The 23,596-nt window shown below is 38.7% G+C and carries 15 protein-coding genes and 2 pseudogenes; 13 read left to right on the plus strand and 4 right to left on the minus strand.

The features are described 5' to 3' along the window. Positions 1-3: 3 nt before the first annotated feature. The 4 genes and pseudogenes from LOS73_RS01750 to LOS73_RS01765 form a co-directional block, all read left to right on the plus strand. Positions 4-7,182 carry a SpvB/TcaC N-terminal domain-containing protein gene (locus LOS73_RS01750; RefSeq protein WP_457934379.1) on the plus strand — a complete coding sequence of 2,393 codons (7,179 nt, stop codon included), beginning with the start codon at positions 4-6 and terminating at the stop codon, positions 7,180-7,182. A 9-nt stretch (positions 7,183-7,191) separates the two neighbouring features. Continuing rightward, positions 7,192-7,608 (plus strand): hypothetical protein, encoded by a 417-nt coding sequence (locus LOS73_RS01755; protein WP_149613242.1) that lies wholly within the window; start codon positions 7,192-7,194, stop codon positions 7,606-7,608. 300 nt (positions 7,609-7,908) lie between these two features. Beyond that, positions 7,909-8,172 (plus strand): annotated as a pseudogene (locus LOS73_RS01760) (Mobile element protein); the annotation flags it as partial. A gap of 87 nt (positions 8,173-8,259) precedes the next feature. Next, positions 8,260-8,406, plus strand: a pseudogene (locus LOS73_RS01765) (Mobile element protein); the annotation flags it as partial. A 40-nt stretch (positions 8,407-8,446) separates the two neighbouring features. On the opposite strand, the gene LOS73_RS01770 reads toward LOS73_RS01765, so the two are convergent. Further along, positions 8,447-9,412, minus strand: coding sequence for an IS30 family transposase (locus tag LOS73_RS01770; protein ID WP_457934380.1), 966 nt, complete (start codon positions 9,410-9,412; stop codon positions 8,447-8,449). Positions 9,413-9,508: 96 nt separating this feature from the next. Here LOS73_RS01770 and LOS73_RS01775 point away from each other — a divergent pair, with 96 nt between their 5' ends. Next, positions 9,509-9,673, plus strand: coding sequence for a hypothetical protein (locus LOS73_RS01775; RefSeq protein ID WP_457934981.1), 165 nt, complete (start codon positions 9,509-9,511; stop codon positions 9,671-9,673). A gap of 202 nt (positions 9,674-9,875) precedes the next feature. After that, positions 9,876-10,331 (plus strand): hypothetical protein, encoded by a 456-nt coding sequence (locus LOS73_RS01780; protein ID WP_033032128.1) that lies wholly within the window; start codon positions 9,876-9,878, stop codon positions 10,329-10,331. 47 nt (positions 10,332-10,378) lie between these two features. Here LOS73_RS01780 and LOS73_RS01785 read toward each other — a convergent pair whose 3' ends face one another. From LOS73_RS01785 to LOS73_RS01795, 3 genes are all read right to left on the minus strand, one after another. Beyond that, positions 10,379-11,866 (minus strand): Ppx/GppA phosphatase family protein, encoded by a 1,488-nt coding sequence (locus tag LOS73_RS01785; RefSeq protein ID WP_033032126.1) that lies wholly within the window; start codon positions 11,864-11,866, stop codon positions 10,379-10,381. Beyond that, on the minus strand, positions 11,859-13,946 hold the full coding sequence (gene ppk1, locus LOS73_RS01790; protein WP_033032124.1) for a polyphosphate kinase 1: 2,088 nt from the start codon (positions 13,944-13,946) through the stop codon (positions 11,859-11,861). The genes LOS73_RS01785 and ppk1 overlap by 8 nt, the downstream gene beginning before the upstream one ends. Before the next feature lie 96 nt (positions 13,947-14,042). Next, positions 14,043-14,549, minus strand: coding sequence for a glycine cleavage system transcriptional repressor (locus LOS73_RS01795; RefSeq protein WP_007375981.1), 507 nt, complete (start codon positions 14,547-14,549; stop codon positions 14,043-14,045). A gap of 382 nt (positions 14,550-14,931) precedes the next feature. On the opposite strand from LOS73_RS01795, the gene LOS73_RS01800 reads away from it, so the two are divergent. The 7 genes from LOS73_RS01800 to LOS73_RS01830 all read left to right on the plus strand — a co-directional run bounded on the left by LOS73_RS01800 (position 14,932) and on the right by LOS73_RS01830 (position 23,579). Then, a complete protein-coding gene (locus LOS73_RS01800) occupies positions 14,932-17,166 on the plus strand; it encodes an ABC transporter permease subunit (protein WP_033032122.1) in 2,235 nt (744 codons plus the stop codon). A 15-nt stretch (positions 17,167-17,181) separates the two neighbouring features. After that, on the plus strand, positions 17,182-18,831 hold the full coding sequence (pstA, locus tag LOS73_RS01805) for a phosphate ABC transporter permease PstA (RefSeq protein WP_033032120.1): 1,650 nt from the start codon (positions 17,182-17,184) through the stop codon (positions 18,829-18,831). Positions 18,832-18,858: 27 nt separating this feature from the next. Then, entirely contained in the window at positions 18,859-19,686 is an 828-nt protein-coding gene (gene pstB, locus LOS73_RS01810; RefSeq protein ID WP_008138889.1) for a phosphate ABC transporter ATP-binding protein PstB, read from the plus strand. A 46-nt stretch (positions 19,687-19,732) separates the two neighbouring features. Next, positions 19,733-20,434 (plus strand): phosphate signaling complex protein PhoU, encoded by a 702-nt coding sequence (gene phoU / locus LOS73_RS01815; protein ID WP_007375985.1) that lies wholly within the window; start codon positions 19,733-19,735, stop codon positions 20,432-20,434. A gap of 150 nt (positions 20,435-20,584) precedes the next feature. Further along, positions 20,585-21,262, plus strand: coding sequence for a TIGR00153 family protein (locus LOS73_RS01820; RefSeq protein ID WP_007375986.1), 678 nt, complete (start codon positions 20,585-20,587; stop codon positions 21,260-21,262). Between the two features lie 39 nt (positions 21,263-21,301). Then, on the plus strand, positions 21,302-22,570 hold the full coding sequence (locus LOS73_RS01825; RefSeq protein ID WP_007375987.1) for an inorganic phosphate transporter: 1,269 nt from the start codon (positions 21,302-21,304) through the stop codon (positions 22,568-22,570). 82 nt (positions 22,571-22,652) lie between these two features. Beyond that, positions 22,653-23,579 carry a hydrogen peroxide-inducible genes activator gene (locus tag LOS73_RS01830; protein WP_007375988.1) on the plus strand — a complete coding sequence of 309 codons (927 nt, stop codon included), beginning with the start codon at positions 22,653-22,655 and terminating at the stop codon, positions 23,577-23,579. The last annotated feature ends 17 nt before the right edge of the window (positions 23,580-23,596 follow it).

Here is a 23,596-nt window from a genome sequence, read left to right on the forward strand (position 1 = left end):
ATAATGAAGTATTTACACTGGCAGCATATTATACAAAAAGCACTGTTTACCTGTTTTTATTTACTCACACTTAGTTATTCGTGTTTTACGTTGAGTAATTCAAGTTTTACTCTCGCTGATTTTACCTTACGGCCCCCATTCGGTGGTATTAGTTATGCCCCTTTTGCACCAACTAATTTTAATTATAGCAAAAGTGATAACGCTATATCTGTCTCTTGGGATTGGGGAGTTAATGATGGTGGCGAACTGAATACTTTTTCTGCAAAAATTTTCAATGGAGCTCTTGAAAGCCAGAGTAAAAATACTTTCAGTATTCTGCCTTGTAATGGTAATTGCAATCTTACTACGCACTTTGTTGTTGAAGTATCTGAAGCTGGCGGTGCTTATAGGGTTGTTGCAACAACTACAGGAAAAATTTACCACTTTGCATTAACTAACTATGCCAGCTACCGGTTTAGAGTTAAAGCTGGGACTGATTATTCTAAAACAGAGGTAGGGCCAAGGAAAATTATTTATAGTGATTACTTGGTAGGCCCTGTTATTACAGCTCCTGCAAAACCTAAGTTAGAAAAACCCAGTATTACTCCTGCCTCAGAATCAATCCTTTCCGGTACGGCAATATCAATTAGTTCAAGTTACACAGTCAAGTATAAGCTAGTTAATAACGGTACAAGTTGCGATAACGGTAGCTGGCTGAGCTATACAAGTGCATTTAATTTAACGCGCAGTCAACGCGTGTGCGCTAAAGCAATAAAGTCAGGTTGGCCTGATAGTGATGTGGTGCTTCAAGATTATACAATTTTGGAACAAACCTCTCAGTTTGCAGCGTTGGCAGCAATAACGCCTAATAATGAGTTGGAGTTCGAACAGGTGGGGTCGCCAACGGTTAGTGGTGTGGGAGCTATTAAGGGTCAAGCCGGGGTTGATGGTGGCGCAGCAACCTACCACATTCCTATTGAATTACCGCCAGGGCGTGTAGGCATGCAGCCGGAAGTATCGCTCAATTATTCATCACGAAGCGGTAAGGGTATAGCCGGTGTGGGTTGGTCATTAACAGCAGGTTCAAGTATTACACGCTGCGCTGCAACTTATGCACAAGATGGTTTTAGTCAAAACCCACAATACAACAGTAATGACCGTTTGTGCCTAGACGGTCAACGTTTAATCGCAACATTAGGCTCTTATGGTAATTCAGGCACTGAATATCGCACAGAAATAGATAGCTTCACTCGCGTTACGCAAAGCGGTTCTCTTAATGGCACGTCGACGTGGTTTAAAGCCGAATATAAAAATGGGCATGTTGCTTATTTTGGTAAAACCAGCAATTCACGCTTAGTGCATGGTGGTAAAAGTACTGCGTATTCGTGGTTAATTGAATATCAACATGATGCTACTGCGAAAAATTATATTCATTATAAATATGAAGAGTTTGGAGTCGGTGAAACGCTATTAAGTGGAATAGCTTACACAGGAAATGGTATTAGTTCAAAAGGGAGCCAATCAATTACTTTCGCTTACGAAAGTAATAACAGGTTTAAAAGTGGTTATATAGCAGGAGGAAATTACTCATCATCACAGCAGCTAAAAGCAATTAATGTTGAAAATAATGGCCAAGTAGTTAGGTCTTATGACTTAACTTATACCTTAAGTCGAACTTCAAATAGAGATCTATTAAATAAAGTTCAGCAGTGTGAAGGTGCAGATAATTGTTTTTCAATAACGAACATTGATTGGAGTGATAATAAACAAACAGTTGCGTTAAATACGCTAAGCTTGGCTAATGGAGAAAGGCTATTTCCTAATATTTTAAATTTATTTGAGCATATACCTCAAGGCGACTTAAATGGCGATGGAGTAAGAGATTGGCCAGGAGTTTACCTTAATGCTGAGGCTGAACTTTCTTCATATAACAATTTGGCGTTTAACCCTTGCTATCAAAACAGCTATAACAGGCAATTAATTTGCGTTGATGGTGACTTTAACATGGATGGTAAAAGTGATGATTGGTCAAATGTTAATGGGCTAATGGTAATTAAATATACAAATGGTGGAATGGTCACTACTAATGTAGAGCTAGGAAATAGTGCCAACTTGGGCATAGCTGATAGTCACCCTGTTCATATAGCAGATTACAACGGTGATGGATGGCCTGACCTGATGGTTTATGATTCATCAAATTCAGGCGGGGTGTCTTTAAAACTTTATTATCACACGGGTTTAGTTCAGCGTCCATATAGTGAAAGTCAGTATATAGGTAGTTATGGTTTAATACGTAAAGGAACATCCAATATACTAGGACGAGGCTTTCAATTTATGGGAGATATGACAGGTAATGGTCTGCCCGATATAATAAAAACTGACAGCGGTGCTTCAAGAGATAACCCTTATCCACAAGCTATACCAACTAGTTTATTAGTCAATAGCGGCAGTGACTTTTCAAATGTTGGTTTAGATGATTTAGATATACTTTATAATGGTGATTATCAAGATTTACATCCGGTTTTTTCATATTTTATTGATATAAATGGGGACGGGTTAAGCGACTGGATTGGGTGGCGTACAACACCGTCGATAAAGTTAGTTGCTAGACTAAACATTGGGGGAGGGAATTTTGCTCAAAACGAAATTAACTTAGGTTCTAACCCTTTTGAAACTCGTTTTTCGTATATACGACTTAGCAATAATGAAGTTGACACAAGGTATATTCCTAAATTTATGGGGGCATTTAAAGTACAAGATATTAATAATGATGGGGTACCAGAGGTACTTGTACCTGGTGAGAGGATATATGAATCATGTGCGTTAATACCAAGTCAAATTGGAGGGACTAAAAATCGTTGTGGCGATGAACTATACGGCTCGCGATTTAGCTCTTCAGATGTTGGTTCTATAACTTCAATCAACAGTGAGTCGGTTGATAATAGCATTTATAGATTTGATGCTATTTATTTTGAACAGGGAGTAGGTAATAGTTTTTCAGTTCGAAGAGAGCCAACAAATTATCTTGGGCATGCCTATCAATCAACTTTTATTGATGTGTTTGGTACAGGTATCCCTTCCCTAGTTTTTAATCATAGAAGAAATTATTCAGCGGGGAAATTAACAACATTTAATGATGCATCTCTTGGTAATGAATTTGTGCAATATAAAAGTGATTACGGAATTTTTATAAGTAGAAATTATGGCTCAGGTAGTGGAATTACAAATAGCGATTATGCACCAGCAGATCTCATTGAAAGTGTTGAAAATGGCTTAGGTGTTAAATCACAATGGCGTTTAAGGCCGCTTTCAAGTAATGAACTTGATTACGATTTACTCTCGAGCGATATAGTTAATGGTAATGGATACTTTAATTTTGCCTCATCAATGTATGTAGTAACTAGTTTTAAACAAAGTAATGGGGTTGGCGGTACGAATGAGCGCAGCTATAATTATTTAGGTTCTGTTTATAATGCCCAAGGCCGTGGTTTTATGGGCTTTAAAAGCATTATAGAAAAAGATGTAAGTCGAGGGCTCGTTACACAATCAGACTTTAAACAAGTCTTTCCGTATCAGGGTAAGTTAGAACGCCAAGCTACTTTTGCGGTAAATGACTATAACGTGCGAAGTTATAATTTATTACAATCAGCAAGTCTGGAAGCTAATGCATTAAGTTATTCAAGTACTGACTGGCAGGATAACCTGAACCATACTATATCAGGTGTTTATAATGTATATCCTCGTTCTACAACGCAGCTAACGCGAGATCTTGATTCTAAAAGTGTTGTTACATCTACCAATAAAACCATAATTGGAATTGATGAATATGCAAATGTAACAGCCAACTCGGTAGAGATTAATGACGACTGGGGAGTATATACAACATCCCAAACTAGTACTTATCAGAACGATAAAAGCAGTTGGTGGTTAAATAAACTCACTAATAAAACAGTGACAAAAAACGCAATTAAAGAGCGTAATAGTAATGATCCAATAACGAATGTAACACTCGATCAAAAAACATCTAATACAACTGTTTATTCTCAATATCATAGCAGTCGTCAGGCTGGTGTAGTCGAAATTAGTGGTAAAATAGGCTCAGCTATTTCGGGTAATGGCAGTACAGTTACGACTGCTTTTAATGATTACGGCTTACCGCACCTTGTAAGTCAAACAACCAAAGTACGCAACAGTAGCGGCAGTTGGGTTGACCAAACGCGGACGACATCAACTACGTACAGTAAAAATGGCATCAGCGAGGCAAGCGACGGCTATTTCCCCCACAAGCAAATCAATGCTAAAGGGCATATAAGTTATACCAATGTGAACCCCGCCACGGGGCAGGTAACCCAAACACGCCAACAACTCAGTGGCAGTAATTATCAAGTAACCAACTATGGCTATGATGATTACAACCGTCCGTACAGCGTTCAAACTGCGGGTATGCCCATTCAGTACAGTGCAGTACAAACACCGGATACACAAGCTCCCGAACACGCAGCTTTACAAGTCTTAAAGGTGGCAGCCGGGCAACCAGCCCAAAAAATCTATATAGATAAGTTAGGTCGTACACTACGCACTGCCGTACAAGGTTTTGATAGCGATTGGATATTCAGTGATGTTGTTTATAACAGTGTAGGTTATAAAACATTTGAATCTGTACCACATAAAGAGCATGCCTCAGTATTTGGTACATTTTATACCGCACACGATACACTCGGTCGCGTAACTGAAAAAGTAACCAATCAACATTGCGGTGATATGACTACAAACTACGAATACAGCGAACTTGCCACAGGCATAACAGTTTATGATAGTTGTTATGGCATCACGCTAGATATGTCGCGTACTTACAATAGCCTTAAGCAACTAATGCAAACAACTGATGCAAACAATGGAATTACACGTTATAGCTATAATGGGCAAGGGTTACCAATCGTTATTCAAGATGCTAACGGCAATAACATTGTGGCAATGTACAATGCACTTGGTCAAAAAGTACAGGTAAACGATCCAAATCAAGGTATCACTAATTTTCAATATAATGGTTTTGGTGAATTACAACATGAATCCCGAGCGGATAATAAAACCATCAGTTATGTAACCGATGTACTTGGGCGCGTTACACGACGCACCGCGACAGGTGAAAATACGTTAACGTATAGCTATGATGGCGCTACCTATGGCCTAGGGCAGTTAAATCAAGCGGCAGGTAATGGCGTAACAAAAAATTACGCATACGATAGTCGAGGCCGTCCTAGTAGCCAAACTATTATTGGTAGCGGTAAAAGCTACACAACAACCACATTTTACGACAGTAACTATGGCCGTGTAAAAGGGCTACGTTACCCGAATAACCTTACCTTAGAGTACATTTATAACGATGCAGGCTATCAAACGCAGGTAAAAAATGCCGCCAGTGGTTATGTGTTTAAAACTATCACTGAACATGATGTGTTTGGTAATATATCACAGGGGACATTAGGTAATGGGTTAAGTGAAAATACCGCTTACAGCCTTAAGAATGGTCAGATGATCCTTAAAACCATTGCTAAAAATAATAGCAATATCATGAGTATTAATTACTCAGCGTATGATGGCTTTGGTAATTTAAAAGCCGTTGATATCACCACGGGGAGTATTGGCAACCAGCACAATTTTAGTGAAAGTTACAGCTACGATGCACTGCACCGTTTAGAAAGTAACGCTGTTAATGGCATTACCACGATTGACTACAGCTATGATGCGGTGGGCAATCTGTTATCTAAATCGGATTACGCCTCACAATACGATTACACTAACGGTGCAACAGGTGGGCCGAATGCAGTAAAACGTGTGCTACGCAACGGCAGTTGGAAAGTATTTAGTTATGATGCACGTGGTAATATGACACGGGGCGACGGCCTTACAAGTGCCAGCTACAACGCGATGGATAAACCCACACAAATTATAAAAAACGGTAAAACCCTCACCTTTACCTATGGTCCACAACACATGCGCTTTAAGCAAGTGAATGGCAGCGTAACCACTTTTTATAGCGATAAGTTGTATGAAGAAGAAATCGACGGCAGCAACACCACATGGCGAGCTTACATAGACGACATAGCCGTTATAAGCCAAACGACAGGGGTCAGTGCAAGCATTCGATACACTCACCGTGACCGCTTAGGCAGTGCACGCGTATTTACCGACCATAACGGACAAGTAGAAGCAGAGCGAAATTTTGACCCATTTGGTAAACCACGGCTAGCCAGTGGCGGCTTAAAAGCATTTGGAGATTCAAAACTCGGTGATATGGCGGATGCCAAAACACGAAGAGGCTTTACTGACCACGAACATTTAGATAATGTAGAGCTCATTCATATGAACGGGCGGGTCTATGATTACAACCTTGGTCGTTTCTTGAGTGTTGATCCGTTTATTCAAGCACCGGGCAATAGTCAGTCGATTAACCCATATAGTTACGGTATGAATAACCCCTTAGCTGGGACAGATCCTACGGGCTACCTATTTTTCCTAATTCCAGCGATTGTTGAAATAGGTGGTGGTGCTCTCGCTTTATATGGAGCATGGGAAGGTGGACAAACAATTGGTAATGCCATAAATGATATATCTAGTGGTACACAATCCACTTCAGACGTTTTAGTCAGTGCTGGTAAAAGTTTAGCTGTAGATGCAGCAATGTCAGCAACGGGCGCTAAATTAGCTAAATTGGCTCCAAAATCATTAACTGATAAGGTAGATAACTTAGTTAATGGAAAAGGTAACGGTGCTGAAAACTCTCAGTCAGCTAGTAGTAATAAGCCTGAATCAACGACTGAGATTGGTGCAAATAGTAATACAGAAACTGTTTATCATGGCACTGATAGTGACTCTGCAAATAGCATTACAAATGAAGGGTTGAGCGTAAGTAGAAATCAAAATGCAGATCATCTAGCTGATGAATCAGGCTTTTCCGTTACTTCAGATAAACAAGAAGCTATGGATATGGCCGAAGGAAAAACAGCTATGAGGAATGCAGATCAAAATAGAACAGATTTGAAACCTGCTGTTGTTTCTGCAAATAAGAGTGACTTACCAAATATGAAAACTTCTGCGAATGCAAAAGCTGGTGAGACATATGATAATGCCAATGAGTCGAAAATATCGAGGGATGATTTTGATAAAGTTGGCCCTGATGTGTTTAAAAAAGAAGACTTATAAAGGATAGTTATGAAATCAATACAACTTAATATTAAAGAAGGTGGTTTCGATAAACTACAAGGACTTACCTTTGAACCAGAAGTTGTCTTTTTAAACTTACGGGAAATATTTCCTGAAGTTGATAAGGTTGAAGTAGATGAATTCAGCTCGCGTATAGCGTGGGCTGAAAGTGAGTTGGAAAATAAAGAATCAAAGCAAAGCGAAAAATTTCTAAGAACAATTATTAATGATTATAAGGCTAATTTACCAGCTATATCCTTTAAAATTAAGAATGGTAAACAAACTGATATCGATGGAATAGTGTTTAAATATGGCATTCGTTTTTTTGGTAATAAAGAGTACCGTGAAGGAAATATTCCTGAAGGTTATATTGAGAAATTAGAAAGCTTTCTTAGTAAGTTTTCTCTAAAATTAACCAAGTCATAAAGGGAATAACCATGCTTAAGAAACTACTCCTCGCCTGTGTTTTGTTATCAAGCACACAGGCGCTAGCGGCAGTGAAATGCCCAGAAGCAAAAATACAGATATTGAGACCAACTGCTGAAAAAGAACACAAATAAACCAGACATCCACTCAAAATTTCTCACTTTTACGCTCAAAGTACTACGCTTTATTTAGTGTAAAAAACAAGCAGCGCTAAATAAACCAGACATCCACTCAAAATTTCGCACTTTTACGCTCAAAGTACTACGCTTTATTTAGTGTAAAAAATAAGCAGGATGTCTTATGGCCATCGCAAGAAAACGACAAATAAGTTTGGTTGATACAAAATACTACCACTGTATTTCGCGTTGCGTGCGCCGTGCTTTTTTGTGTGGTGAAGACCACTTTACTGGTCAATCTTACGAGCATCGCAGAGGCTGGGTTGAAGATAAGTTACTGGAATTAGCAAAAATATTTTGTATTGATGTATGTGCTTATGCCGTAATGAGTAATCACACCCATTTAGTATTGTATGTTGATGATAAGAAAGCGAATAGGCTGAATGAAAACTTAAGAAGACACCCATCCTAATGTTTGTATTTTTTATATTTTGCGCTAACTTTTAATTAGTGCAAAATATAATCAGGGTGTCACATGGCCATCGCAAGAAAACGACAAATAAGTTTGATTGATACAAAATACTACCACTGTATTTCGCGTTGCGTGCGCCGTGCTTTTTTGTGTGGTGAAGACCACTTTACTGGTCAATCTTACGAGCATCGCAGAGGCTGGGTTGAAGATAACCCGAATTCAGGTTCCAAGTGCACCAAACCTTAAATCACTAATTAATAAAGACTTCTTCAGCTGTCTGATAATTTAGTATTTTCCTTGGGCGAGTATTAATTTTCATTACAACCTCTTGGAGTTGTTCATTAGTTATAGTTGAAAAATCAGTTTTCTTTGGGAAATAACGCCTGATCAGACCGTTTGTATGTTCATTTGTTCCTCGTTGCCACGAACAATAAGGATCAGCAAAGTAAATAATAAAATCTAGTTCTTCTTCCAAAGCTTTAAATTTCGAAAATTCTTTTCCATTATCCAAGGTCAGAGTTAACTGTTTATGCTCTGGAATCTCTTTAAACATCTCTACTGTAGCCGTATTGAATGACTCAGCTTGCTTAGTCTCTATTTTTTGCGCGATTAAATATCGAGAGCTACGGTCAACATGGGTTACAAAAAAACCAGAGCCCTTTTTGCCTTCAATTAAATCACCTTCCCAGTCACCTATTCGGCTTCTTTCTTCGACTATTTTTGGTCGTTCGCTAATACTTACTCTATTCTTAATTTGCCCACGTAAATCGCCATATTTACGTTGTTTACGTCTTTTTTGATGCCTCTTAGCTAAGTCTTTGTATAGCTCTCCACCTGCTTTAAAATCCTTAATCACCCATTGATAGATTGTTTCATGGCTGACATGCATTAATTCATCTAACGGGTTATCCTTCTTAAGCCGACCTGCTATAGCATCTGGAGACCATCCCATTGCTATCTTACTCAGCACAAGCTCGTACAGTGCCTTATTGTTTCTTTTTCTTGCATGCCTAGAGACCTTCCTTCTTGCCATCGCTTTTTCGTGCGCTGCCTCATCGAAATAATCATAGTAGGGTGGCTTATTTCGCTTAACTTCACGCATGATAGTTGTATGGTGTCGATTTAATAGTTTACCAATGGATCGGCAGCTTTCGCCACTGTTGAATCGATAGTAGATAGCTTTTCGTTCGAAACTGTTAAGATGTTCATAAGACATTCTGAATTCCCTCGATAATGAGTTTGGTCGCACTTACTACATTAGCAAATACTTCAGAATGTCATATTTATTGGTGGGTTATGGTCAGTGGTGCACTTGCATAATGAATTCGGGCCTGTGCTGTATGGCACAGGTACAGCAAGCGAAGTAATGAGCCGAATAGCAGCGCCTATGGTTGGCGGTATGGGCAGTGCAATTGTACTTACTTTACTTGTTATTCCTGCGGTTTACCTACTGTGGCGCAAACAAGGACTTAAATAATATAAAGCAACAAGACGATAGAGCTGTGCAGTGCGGTTACTTCCCACGCATTGCTCTATAAAAATTACCTATAATTTGTAAGTTGTTCTATTAAATAGCTAGTTATTACTCATATTTAAATTAACCAACTGTTTTTAAATACCTTTTTAATTGGCACGCTTTACGCAACATTGTACTTCAGTCAACTAAATAAGGAATGCACATGCAAATTAAAACAATTAAAGAGGTATACGATTGGACCATTTTGTTTCATACGCAAATGGCGGCTAATTTTCATAGCGTAAAGGATTTACTCGATGAACATAATGCAATGCTGGTGGACTACTACCTAAATTATGAAAAAAAACTCGCCGAAGATTTGGTCGGGTTTAAAGCGATAACCGAAATAAATACGCTCGATACGTACTGTTATGAATATTTTGCTAAAAATCCTGAGCTAATTACTTTTGAAGACATTAGTAAAGATCAGCAATTTGATGAAGAAGTTATTCAAGGCTATTTAGCACAGCAACATCAAAAAGTAATTGAGTTATACGAATACTTACTTGAATGCGCCGAAACCCAAAGCGGACAAGAAAAGCTTCAACAAATATTAGAGCTCGAAAAGCAAGGCATAAAGCAAATGATGCAAAGCACTAACCGTCATATGGATATGTAGCTGAAAAAGCGGGGTATTACTGATCCTACTTTTGATATATGTTAGTTTTAGGAGCAATCAAGCGCTATACCCACTTTCTTTAAGTAACGCTGTTCTTGTATTAAATCAGCTTGTAGTAGTGTGTGTTCTTGCAAGTAGTTATCGCAAAATTTTATAAATAAGCCGGTGCTATTTGCGCTAATTTCCATATTGGGTTTTTGGCTTACTTGGCGTTTTTGATTAAATAGAATCGCTAAACGCAAAATAGTAATAAGCTTGAGCACTTGCTGCTGAGAAATAGTTATGAATTCAGGTAACTCATCGAGCCTAATTTTTTTCCGGTAAAAGCGAATCAACGAACTTAATATTACCTGTTCTTGTTGGGTAAAGCCGGGCAGCTGGCTGTTAGCAACAATATAAGCGCTGTGTTTATTAATACCCGAAGAGTTAATTGATAGGCCAATTTCATGAAGACTAGCAGCCCATGTTAACAAGGCAATATCATCATTGTTATCAAGCTGCCACGGCGCTTTAAGTTGCTCATAAAGCCAAGTTGCAGTGTTAGTAACACGGATTGCATGTGCTTTATCTACAGTGTATCTATCACTTACGTTATTAATGGTATTGCTACGAATGTCTTTATCGGCCAACTTTTGCTGCATTTCATGTAATAAACCTTCACGTAGCGAAAAATCACTATAAGTTAGTTCTTTAATCAAAAACTCTCTAAAAATAGCAATGAGTATCGCTAAACCGCCACAAATACTTTGCTGTCGTTCCGGTGTTAAACCTTCAATGAGTAAATTATCACTATGTCTGGCATTTATGAATTGTTGTTTAAGGGTGACTAAATCATTGTAGGTTATACAAGGCTGATGCGGATTTTGGGCGCCCACCATAGCCAAAATAGATTTAATAGTGCCAGATGTACCAATAACGTTTTGCCAACCCTCATTGATGTAATTAGCAAAAATAACCTCTATTTCTTGTTCTGCTTTTATCTCTGCTTTATTAAAGCGTTTGGCGTTTATTATGCCGTCACTAAAAAATTGCTTGGTATAACTTACGCACCCTATATTTCGGCTTGTGAGTAACTTATGTTTAAAGTGCTTACCTATTATTAGCTCGGTGCTGCCGCCGCCAATATCAATTACTAAGCGGTTTTCTTCATTGTGTACATAATGCGCGACACCTTGATAAATGAGCCGTGCCTCTTCTTGCCCTGCAATAACATCAATATGAAATGGAAAGATCTTACTGGCTTGTGTTAAGAACGCATGGATATTTTTAGCTCGTCTAAAAGTATACGTTGCAGCTACTTTTACATTACATGCAGGGAAGTCTTGTAGAGTATTTGCAAATTGTTTAAGCACTATTAAGGCACGATCAATTGCTTGCTGGCTTAGCCTAAATTTATCGTCTAGCCCGTCAGCTAAATATACACGTTGCTTTTCTTTATGCAGAATTTGCAGTGTGCCATCCACTTCACGGGCAACCACTAAATGAAAGCTATTAGAGCCTAAGTCGACAGCGGCAATAGAGGGGTGATCATCCATTATTATAGTTACCTTCCCACTTTTTTAGGTGGTCATAAATCGCTATTTGCGAGCGGATTTTTTTACGGTTTCCACGTCTTACATAGGCATTTTTTTGTTCGCTATCGATTAAGCGTGCTTTTGTGCGGTCTTTAAATTGCAGTTCTAGAATATCAATAATGAGCTGCTTTAATTTCGCATCTAAAATAGGCACGCCCACCTCAACGCGGTGATCGAGATTACGGGTCATCCAATCAGCAGATGAAATATAAACTTTGTCGTTTGCGTTATTACCAAAAACCATTACCCTTGGGTGTTCTAAAAAGCGATCTACAATGCTTATTATTCTTATATTGTCGCTAAATCTAGCTACCCCTGGTATTAATGAACACATGCCACGTACAATTATACGTATTTTAACGCCGCGACGACCAGCGTAGTAGAGTTTATCAACAAGCTGTTTATCAACAAGGTTGTTTACTTTAATAGTAATTTTACCTGCACAACCGTTCTCTACATGCTGAATTTCTTTATCGATTAAATCAAGTAAAGTGTCACGAGCATTTACAGGTGACAGCATTAAGTATTCAAAATTAAAAGGTTTGTAGCTACTTTCTATAAATTTAAATACGCTATCGCATTCCTCGCAGATCCCAACATGTTTTGTGAATAAACTAAAGTCGGTATAGATTTTTGCTGTTTTTTCGTGAAAGTTACCAGTGCCAATGTGTGCATACTTTACTATTTGACCTTTCTCTTTACGATGAATAATACATAACTTACTGTGTACTTTTAACGCGGGTATACCAAAAATCACTCTAATACCTGCGCCGCTTAATATCTTTGCCCACTCGATATTATTTTGTTCATCAAAGCGAGCTTTTAGCTCGACCATTACAGTGATTTGTTTACCATTTTTAGCGGCATTGATGAGTGATGATATCAATCGAGATTTACTGGCAACGCGATAAATATTAACTTTAATTTGCGTAACTTTTGGGTCGAATGCTGCTTGACGCACATACTCTAGTAAGTGGTTAAATGTGTGGTACGGATAATAAAGGAGAATATCTTGTTCGCTAATAGCATCAAATACGCTGGTGTGTTTATTAAATGCAGCGCTTTGTAATGCCGGCAGCGGTTTATTTTCAAGGTACTGACGCCCTACATTAGGAAAGGCTATAAAGTCTCTAAAGTTACGATAACGGCCTGCTGGGATAAGTGCGTCGTGATGAGTTACGCTCAGGCGCTTTTTCATTACTTTAAGCATATTATCAGGCATGGTTTCGTCATATACCAAACGAACGGGCTCTGCGTAAATACGCTGTTTGAGGCCTTTAGACATTTTATCTAATAAGCCCTCTTCTAGTTCGTCATCTAGGTTATATTCTGCATCGCGAGTAAGCTTAATTGAGTAACCTTGAATTGTTTTAAAACTAAAAAAGCTATTAAATACATCATTTAAAAAATATAAAATAACGTCATCAAGCATCACAATAGTTTTATGGCGACGAGTTTTTTCAGGCGGTAAATTTATAAATCTTGGCACGCGGTCTGTGGGTACTTCGAGCATAGCGTAATGGCTTTTTTCGTCACACATTTCTACGAATAGATAGGTCATGGTGTCGTTGACGTAATCTGAGTAATCTTTATTTTCATCAAGTAATATGGGCGAGATATGCTGTAGTACATTGTCATTAAAGTAAATTTTCAACCAATTTAAATGGAATTCGCTTAGCTTTTCAGGACGATCAACATGGATGTTATGTGCGGTTAAGTCACTTAAAATTTGCTGATGAACTTGGTTAAATTTTTTACCAAGCAATAATACTTTTTTTTGTACTTGGCCTAAAAGAACTTCGTCTTCTTCAAAATTAGCATCAGGTAGTTTGCTTAATAAAATACGGCGCTTAACATCGGCCACTCGAACTCTGAAAAACTCATCAAGGTTATTTGAAAAGATACCTAAGAAACGCATACGCTCAATGATTGGGTTACTTTTGTCTTTTGCTTCTTGTAATACGCGCTCGTTAAACGATAGCCAGCTTAACTCTTTTGCAAAATATTCAATAACTTGCGTTTTTCCTGTATGGGCATTCATATTTTATTCCGCGATTAGATGCTAAATAAAATATAGTGCAAGTTCATGACATTAAAATGACATGCGTGTCAGGTTTATGACACGCATTAAGGAAGGTTAAACGTCTTCAACATCAACAATCAAATCGCTAGTTATCGATTCGAGAGCATCAATTACTTCATCTTTATTCATTCCATTAGGTAACGTTATGGTAGCTACGGCGCTAAAAATAGGGACTCCCCAGTTTGGGGCGCTCTGTTGCCTTGAGTTTAAATGGGTAATGTTAGCGCCCTTATGGCGAATAACACTGGCAAGTTCTTGTACTATTCCAGGGCGATCGTTTCCTGTAATCACAAAGTTTAGCTGTTCAAGTTCAACATGTTCTATTTCTGTATTGCCGGTTTCAATACGTACATCAAGCTTAGGCAATGCGTTTAATGCATTTTGAAGTGATTGTAAATGCTCTTCAGCGACCTCTAGCTGTATGATCCCCGCAAAGTGACCAAGCAAATGACTTAAGTTACTGCTGAGCCAATTACCGTTATTTTTTAAAATAATGGTTGAGATGCTTTCTACTAAGCCAGGGCGATCTTTCCCTAAAATTGTTATAACCAACTGCTTCATAAATAATTCTCTTTTTTAAGCCCAAAGAAGGTAAATGCATAGGCATTAAGTGTTTATCTAACTTAAATCTAAATATTATGGGTTGTTTTATAAACGATAGGTTCAAACCCTAGAGTTGTGCGCGTCTAGCAATGTGCACTAAGTGCTTAGCTCATTGCTATTGTTATTTATTAGGCGCCTTTCAGTATTGACCTCGATAAATACTTTGTCCAATAAATTTATAATTAAGTTCACTTATAAACTATTCGTTTAATGCAAAATATGCAATGAATTAAACCACCTTATTATTAGCTGGCTAAAAAGGTTTATTGTTACCGCTGTAACAATACTGTCATCTTGATGAAATATAATTTATGCAACGTTAAGATTTAAGGGTGTTTTGATGACTTCCAATCCGAATAAGCCGACTTTTAATACGGATCGAAGCCGTCTATTTAAAGATCGGTTTGCCAAGTTTGGCATAACCGCAGGTGGAGTAATGGTATTAATAGCGCTGCTATTAATTTTTTTCTACCTCCTTTATGTAGTACAACCGATTTTTGAATCAGCAAAAGTTGAAAAGCGCGACAGTTTCAATGTTGCCAATGCAGATCAAATTGTTGGTTTAGGTGTTGAAGAGCAAACAGAAGTTGCTTTTTTACTTAGCAAGCAAGGCAGTGTAGATTTTTACAATGTAGAAAAAGCTAGTTTTGGTAAAAAACTTAAAACACTTGATGTAGAACTACCAAGTGAAGTGAGTAGCTTTGCGACCAGCGCACCGTTTCAGGGGCAATATGCCTATGGCTTACAAAACGGTTCGGTGGTGATTGTTGCACCTAAATTTTTAGTCACGTTTCCAAATAATGAACGTAAATTAACGCCGCGAGTTGATTACCCACTTGGCGAAATGGCGCTAGAAGTAGATGAAGAAGGCGCTGCTATATCGCGTTTTGCATTTAGTCATTATGAAGATAAAACAGCTGTTGTGGCATTAACGGCTGACAAACGTGTTTTGTTTAGTAGCTTTGTAGCTGAAGAAAACATGTTTACTGGCGAGGTAGAATGGGTTGTTGAACGTACTGAGTTGAACATTGAAGGGCGCGTCGATGAGCTTTTAATTTCACCTGATACAACGCGTACTTTTATTCGTTCAGCTAATCAAATTTATGTATACGATACACGTGATTCAAGCGACGTTGAGCTAATTCAATTACTTTCGGCAAATGAAGAAAATGCAAATATAGTATCTGCACAATTACTTGCCGGTGCTAACTCATTGATGCTTGCTAATGATAATGGTGAGGTTTCACAATGGTTTGAAGTAAATACTGAGACTGGTCGTGAATATCAAAAAATCCGCTCATTTGAAACAAGTAAACAAAGTAAGTTAAATATATTTACAGAGTTTTATCGCCGAACTTTTTTTACTACCAGCAGTAATGGCGAACTTGGTGTGTACTATACAACAAGCGAAGCCAAATTATGGCAAGGCAAGGTGAGTGAAGGTGCTATTAAAGACTTTGCTATTGCACCACGCTCTAACGCCGCATTAATTTTAGCTGACAATAAACTTACGGTACTTGAAATACATAACGAACACCCTGAGGTAACCTGGTCTGCGCTATGGGAAGAAGTATGGTACGAAGGCTACCCTGAGCCGGGTTATATTTGGCAGTCAACATCAGCAAGTGATGACTTTGAATCTAAGTTTTCACTAGTACCTATTTCGTTTGGCACAATAAAGGCAGCATTTTATGCCATGTTATTTGCGGTACCTATTGCACTTTCTGCAGCCATTTATACAGCCTACTTTATGTCGAGTGAGCTTCGTAAGGTAGTGAAACCAACCGTAGAAATAATGGAAGCATTACCCACTGTTATTTTAGGTTTTTTAGCTGGCCTTTGGTTGGCTCCTTTAATTGAAGAGCATTTGCCAGCCATTGTTGGGTTATTAGTATTACTACCGTTGGGCATTTTAGGTACGGCATTAGGCTGGACAAAGTTGCCAGCAAGCATTCGCCATAAAATACCAGAAGGTTCTCATTCAATCATCCTTATTCCGGTTGTGTTACTTATTGGCTGGTTTTCGTTCGCAATGAGCGAAACAATTGAGCTGTGGATGTTTGATGGGAATGTTCGTCAATATTTAACGAATGAATTAGGCATGACGTTCGATCAGCGAAACTCGTTAGTTGTTGGTATTGCGATGGGGTTTGCGGTTATTCCTACTATATTTTCGATTGCTGAAGATGCGGTATTTAGTGTGCCAAAACATTTATCAAACGGTTCATTAGCTCTGGGAGCTACTCAGTGGCAAACGCTTGTGCGTGTTGTATTACTAACAGCCAGCCCAGGTATTTTTTCAGCAGTAATGATGGGGTTAGGCCGTGCAGTTGGCGAAACAATGATTGTATTAATGGCGACAGGTAATACACCTATTATGGATTGGAGTATTTTCCAAGGCATGCGTACTCTTGCGGCAAATATTGCGGTGGAAATGCCAGAGTCAGAAGTGGGTAGTTCACATTATAGAATTTTGTTTTTAGCCGCTTTTGTACTATTCATATTCACCTTCATTTTTAACACAGTGGCTGAGTTTGTTCGTCAGCAACTACGTGAAAAATACAGCTCAATGTAAGTGGAGAGACACGACATGATAAAGCAGTGGTTTAGGTCTGGTTCTCCTTGGATTTGGATGACCGGTGGTGCAGTGAGCATCAGTTTAATTTCAGTGCTAGGTATCCTAGCAATGATAGCCTGGAAGGGATTAAGTTTTTTTTGGCCTTCTCAAGTTGTACAGTTTGAACTTGAAGGGTCAATTGCAAAACAAACCGTAATAGGTGAAATTTACGACCGTGAACTTGTTCCTAAAGAGCGTTTGACGGCAACGGGTATTGATGTATCTGCATTCGATAAAGAAGAGTTTGAACGTTTACTGATAAAAACGGGTAATCGGGAATACGTAGATTTAGATTTTCGTTGGATATTAGAAACTGACATAAAAGATAAATCAACGCCAGCGGCACTTGCAGTATTCGAACGTAGCAAAAACGGTAACTTTTATGGCTATGTAGAAAATGTAATTAAAGATGGCAAGCCGGTGGCTGGCGATAAAGTAGAAATACTACATGAGCTTGTTGAACGTGCTGTTGATTTAAACGATGAGGCACTCGATTTACAAAATGGCGATATAGGCCATATTAACTATGAGCTTGAACGTCTTCGTTTAAAAGAAAAGGGCTACTTACTCGATAACGCATTAACTGATGAACGTGTTGCTGAGCTTGCTCAAGCACGTGCTGAATTACGTGCAGAGTATGGTGTACTTGAAAAAGATTTATTTGCACTACGTAAGCAAGCTAAACGTGACTACGTAACCGTAAAAGATATGCGCGGTGAAATTGTTACTATTCCTATGTACCAAGTACTCGATGTTTGGTTTCCAAACGACATGGGCTTTTTTGCAAAGTTAGGGCACTACTTTGTACAGTTAGGTAAGTTTGTATCTGATGACCCACGTGAAGCAAATACCGAAGGCGGCGTTTTTCCTGCTATATTTGGTACAGTGTTTATGGTTATGTTGATGGCTGTAATCGTGACGCCGTTTGGTGTTGTTGCTGCAATTTATTTGCACGAGTATGCAGCTAAAAATGCAATCACTAAAATGATTCGTATTGCGGTGATTAACTTAGCGGGTGTTCCTTCAATTGTATACGGTGTATTTGGCCTTGGCTTTTTTGTATACATGTTAGGTGGCAGCTTAGACCAATTATTTTATCCAGAAGCTTCACCAACCCCAGTATTTGGTACACCTGGTGTAATGTGGTCGGCGTTAACGCTCGCTATACTGACTTTACCTGTTGTTATTGTATCGACTGAAGAGGGTTTATCTCGTATTCCTAGTACTGTGCGCGATGGTTCACTCGCACTTGGCGCAACAAAAGTTGAAACGTTATGGCGTATAGTAATTCCAATGGCAAGTCCTGCAATTATGACCGGTTTAATATTGGCAGTTGCACGTGCTGCAGGTGAAGTTGCACCACTAATGTTGGTGGGCGTTGTGAAAATGGCACCTACATTACCACTGGATGGCAACTTCCCGTACTTTCACTTAGATAGAAAGTTCATGCATTTAGGTTTTCATATTTACGATGTTGGCTTCCAAAGTCCTAATGTTGAAGCGGCGCGTCCGCTGGTATACGCAACGGCCTTTTTATTAGTGTCGGTGATTATTACGCTTAACATAACGGCTATTGGTATACGTAATCATTTACGTGAAAAATTCAGATCGCTTGAACACTAATTTGTAAAGATTTTATAGGTAACAAACATGATTACAGTCGCTCCACAAGTAAACCAAGCAAATATAGGCTTGAAGTTAGATTTAGAAAACTTAACTGACGATCAAAAAGCGTTAGAGATTAAAAATCTCGATCTTTACTACGGTGATAAGCAAGCACTTAATAAAGTGAATATGAACATTCCTAAAGGTCAAGTAACCGCGTTTATCGGCCCATCGGGTTGCGGTAAATCAACATTGCTGCGCTGTATCAACCGCATGAATGATTTGGTTGATATTTGCCGAATTGAAGGTGAGATATTACTTCATGGGCAAAATATATATGATAAAAGTGTTGATGTAGCCGCACTTCGCCGTAACGTAGGCATGGTATTTCAGCGTCCGAACCCATTTCCTAAATCTATTTATGAGAATGTGGTATATGGACTACGCTTACAAGGTATTAAAGAGAAACGTAAATTAGACGAAGTAGTAGAGCAGTCGCTTCGTGGTGCAGCATTGTGGGATGAAGTAAAAGACAGATTACACGATAGTGCGTTTGGTTTGTCGGGTGGTCAGCAGCAACGTTTAGTTATTGCTCGTTCAATTGCGATTGAGCCAGAAGTGTTACTATTAGATGAGCCTACATCAGCGCTTGATCCAATTTCAACGTTGGTAATTGAAGAGCTTATTAACGATTTAAAAAACAAATTTACCGTTGTTATTGTTACACATAACATGCAACAAGCAGCGCGAGTGTCTGATCAAACAGCCTTTATGTATATGGGTGAATTGATTGAGTATTCAGATACAAATACCTTATTTACAACACCAACTAAGAAAAAGACCGAAGACTACATTACCGGTCGTTACGGTTAATTAGCCCGTTATAACGTGTTGTATAAGATTAAGAGAGAAGGCAATTATGGAACATAATATTAATAAGCATATTTCTGGCCGGTTTAATCAAGAGCTAGAAAATGTACGCAACCATGTATTAAGCATGGGCGGCCTCGTTGAACAACAACTAAGCAGCGCACTTGACGCCGTTAGTCGTAACGATGCAGAGCTTGCTCAAAAGGTGCGTCAGAACGATTACAAAGTAAATGCTATGGAAGTGAACATTGACGAAGAGTGCACTCGCATTATTGCTCGTCGTCAGCCCGCAGCCAGTGATTTACGGTTAGTAATTGCAATTGCAAAAACGATTGCTGATTTAGAGCGTATTGGCGATGAAGCAAAGCGCATTGCAAAAGTGGCATTGGATTCATTTACTAAAGATCAGCAAGATTTATTAGTTAATATTGAAAATATGGGTCGCCAAGTATTAAAAATGCTTCATGATGTGCTTGATGCGTTTGCGCGTATGGATGTACAACGTGCATTTCAGGTTCACAAGGAAGATGCAAAGGTAGATAGAGAGTATGAAGCCATTACACGTCAAATAATGACCTATATGATGGAAGATCCTCGCTCAATCCCGAAAATTATGGACTTAGTGTGGTCTGTTCGTTCGCTTGAGCGTATCGGAGATCGTTGCCAAAATATTGCGGAATATATTATATATTTCGTAAATGGCAAAGATATTCGTCATACATCTCAAGAAGATATAGAAAAATCTCTATAAATTTAATTATTTCATTCTTTTGTATTAAAGCGGCCTTGTGTCGCTTTGTGCATTGTTAGCACAAGTGAAGCAATAAAAAGCATTCACAATCGTTGTGAATGCTGTAAAATTCATGCTGCAAAGCATATCAATTTGATTAAAGGGTCAGTTATGCCTACAAACGCGTTTTTAGGAGTATTTGCAAAATCTCCTATCAAACCTATGGAAGAACACATCAAGAAGGTTCATCAAGCAAGTAAAGCTTTGATACCTTTTTTTAATCACGTATTTAAAGAAGAGTGGGTACAAGCAGAAGAGCTTCGTATCACTATTCGTAATTTAGAGCGTGAAGCCGATGATATGAAAAGAGATATACGTTTACAGCTACCGCGTGGATTATTCATGCCGGTAGAGCGTACAGATCTGCTCGAATTAGTAACCCAACAAGACAAAATTGCTAATAAAGCGAAAGACATTGCTGGACGTGTGATTGGTCGTGAAATGACCATTCCTAAAGTTATGCAAGTTGATTTTCTTGCTTATTTAACTCGTTGTGTAGATGCAACTAAACAAGCATCTAAAGCAATTAATGAGTTAGAAGAATTGCTAGAAACTGGTTTTAAAGGTCGCGAAGTGACCTTAGTAGAAAAAATGCTAGTAGAATTGGATGCGATAGAACAAGACACGGATGAAATGCAAATAAAAGTACGTCGCCAACTGCGAGTTGTAGAAGGTGAGCTAAATCCAATTGATGTAATGTTTTTATACAAAATCATTGAGTGGGTTGGCGAGCTTGCAGATATTGCAGAGCGCGTAGGATCACGTCTTGAGCTGATGTTAGCTCGTTAATTTAAAATCAGTTCAATTACGAAAGATTAAGGTTACACAATGGATATCATTGCATCTTACGGCACGGTATTAATTTTAATTGCCGCAGCAGTCGGCTTTTTTATGGCTTATGGTATTGGCGCGAATGACGTTGCTAATGCTATGGGTACTTCAGTAGGTTCTAAAGCGCTTACAATCAAACAAGCAATTTTTATTGCGATGATTTTTGAATTTGCAGGTGCTTACTTAGCAGGTGGTGAGGTTACATCAACAATCCGTAAAGGAATTATTGATGCAGCACCATTTGCAGATATTCCTGAGCTTATGGTTCTGGGCATGATTGCTTCTTTATTTGCAGCCGGAACATGGCTATTAATGGCTTCGTTCCTAGGTTGGCCGGTATCAACTACTCACTCAATCATTGGCGCAATCATTGGTTTTGCGTTAGTTGCTGTTGGTACTGAGGCAATCCAATGGGATAAAGTAGGTGGTATTGTTGGTAGTTGGATTATAACACCGGCTATATCAGGCTTTATTGCATACTTAATATTTATGAGTGCGCAAAAGCTTATTTTTGATACAGACGCTCCACTTAAAAATGCTAAACGTTATGTACCGCTTTATATGGGTCTAGCGGGCTTTATTATGGCTTTAGTTACAATTAAAAAAGGCTTAAAGCATGTTGGCATAGATTTAGGTGCTGTTGAAGGCTATGCACTTTCTATCGCTATTGCGGTTATTGTGGGTATTATTGGTAAAATTGCTATTTCTCGTTTGAAGATTGATCCTCAAGCGGATAAGCAAATGCAGTTCAACAATGTTGAAAAAGTATTTGCTGTATTAATGGTATTAACTGCATGTTGTATGGCATTCGCCCATGGTTCTAATGACGTTGCTAATGCTATTGGTCCACTAGCTGCTGTTGTAAACATTGTTGAAAACAATGGTGAAATTGCTAAGAAAGCCGCTATTGCATGGTGGATTCTACCGCTTGGTGGTTTTGGTATTGTGGCCGGTCTTGCTATTTTAGGTAAAAAAGTAATTAAAACAATTGGTGAAGGCATTACACATTTAACGCCTAGCCGTGGTTTTGCTGCTGAACTAGCTGCTGCTTCAACGGTTGTTATTGCATCAGGTACTGGTATGCCAATCTCTACTACTCAGACCTTAGTTGGCGCGGTATTAGGTGTAGGTATGGCACGTGGAATTGGGGCACTTAATATGGGCGTAATCAGAAACATTGTAGTTTCTTGGGTAATTACGTTGCCAGTTGGTGCTGCCCTTGCTATTGTTATTTTCTACGTACTAAGAACCGCTTTTGGGGTTTAACAAAAAAGTACTTAAAGACTTTTAGCTTGAAAAGATCTCAACGCCCTAGGTGTTGGGGTCTTTTTATTTGTGGAAAGAAAAAATGACCAATCTTCCAAGCATCAAACAGCTACAGTATTTATTAGCTGTTCATCAACATCAACACTTTGGGCGTGCCGCGAGCGCGTGCTTTATAGGTCAATCCACTTTAAGTAGTGCGATTCAAAACCTTGAAGAAACACTTGGTTGTCAGCTCATCGAGCGAGAAAATCGCAGCCTTATGTTTACCAGCATCGGCGAAGAAGTTGTAGAGCGTTCTCGTAAAATAATTAATGATACAATTAGCTTAAAAGAGCTGACTAAAAGCTTCTTAACTCCCCTCAGTGGTAAGTTAACCGTGGGTGTAATACCGACTATAGCGAGCTTTATTGCTGCGCCGCTCTATCACTTTTGCAAACAAACTTTTTGCGACTTAGAGCTGGTATTGATAGAAGACACGAGCGATAAACTACTCGACAAGCTCGAGCATGGTCATATTGATTTAGCGCTATTAGCCTTACCATACGAAACGGATAAGTTTCATACTCAAATTTTGGCAAAAGATCATTTTAGCTTAGTGCATCATAAAGAATATATGCCTGCAAAGGGGGTAGAGGACTTTAATTTGCTACCAGATGCGAGTGTATTCTTACTGGAGCGTGAGCATTGTATGACAGGGCATGCGCTTAGTGCGTGTCACTTAAATCGTGCTAGTTGTATTAATCCATTTGAAGCAGCAAGCTTGCATACTTTGCTTAGCATGGTTGAACATCAACTTGGCGTGACTTTTTTACCGCAAATGGCAATTAATGCAGGAATTTTAGATAATAAAAATATGACAGCGACACCATCGCAAAGCGACGCATACCGTGATATCGGTATATTGTGGCGTAAAACAACGGGACGAATTCGCGACTTTAAATTATTTAGTCAGCAGCTTGAGGTGTTTTTACAACGCCAATGTAGTTTGGAGTTTAATAAAACAAAGTGATTTAAATCTTAAAGCAG

The sequence above is a fragment of the Pseudoalteromonas sp. SCSIO 43210 genome (genome assembly GCF_054133285.1).

Excerpts from the sequence above, each read along its gene's own strand:
- LOS73_RS01830 (WP_007375988.1), top strand. The coding sequence starts at position 22,653 with ATGACCAATCTTCCAAGCATCAAACAGCTACAGTATTTATTAGCTGTT.
- pstA (WP_033032120.1), top strand. The coding sequence starts at position 17,182 with ATGATAAAGCAGTGGTTTAGGTCTGGTTCTCCTTGGATTTGGATGACC.
- LOS73_RS01820 (WP_007375986.1), top strand. The coding sequence starts at position 20,585 with ATGCCTACAAACGCGTTTTTAGGAGTATTTGCAAAATCTCCTATCAAA.
- LOS73_RS01785 (WP_033032126.1), bottom strand. The coding sequence starts at position 11,866 with ATGGATGATCACCCCTCTATTGCCGCTGTCGACTTAGGCTCTAATAGC.
- phoU (WP_007375985.1), top strand. The coding sequence starts at position 19,733 with ATGGAACATAATATTAATAAGCATATTTCTGGCCGGTTTAATCAAGAG.
- pstB (WP_008138889.1), top strand. The coding sequence starts at position 18,859 with ATGATTACAGTCGCTCCACAAGTAAACCAAGCAAATATAGGCTTGAAG.
- LOS73_RS01800 (WP_033032122.1), top strand. The coding sequence starts at position 14,932 with ATGACTTCCAATCCGAATAAGCCGACTTTTAATACGGATCGAAGCCGT.
- LOS73_RS01780 (WP_033032128.1), top strand. The coding sequence starts at position 9,876 with ATGCAAATTAAAACAATTAAAGAGGTATACGATTGGACCATTTTGTTT.
- LOS73_RS01750 (WP_457934379.1), top strand. The coding sequence starts at position 4 with ATGAAGTATTTACACTGGCAGCATATTATACAAAAAGCACTGTTTACC.
- LOS73_RS01770 (WP_457934380.1), bottom strand. The coding sequence starts at position 9,412 with ATGTCTTATGAACATCTTAACAGTTTCGAACGAAAAGCTATCTACTAT.
- ppk1 (WP_033032124.1), bottom strand. The coding sequence starts at position 13,946 with ATGAATGCCCATACAGGAAAAACGCAAGTTATTGAATATTTTGCAAAA.
- LOS73_RS01825 (WP_007375987.1), top strand. The coding sequence starts at position 21,302 with ATGGATATCATTGCATCTTACGGCACGGTATTAATTTTAATTGCCGCA.
- LOS73_RS01795 (WP_007375981.1), bottom strand. The coding sequence starts at position 14,549 with ATGAAGCAGTTGGTTATAACAATTTTAGGGAAAGATCGCCCTGGCTTA.
- LOS73_RS01755 (WP_149613242.1), top strand. The coding sequence starts at position 7,192 with ATGAAATCAATACAACTTAATATTAAAGAAGGTGGTTTCGATAAACTA.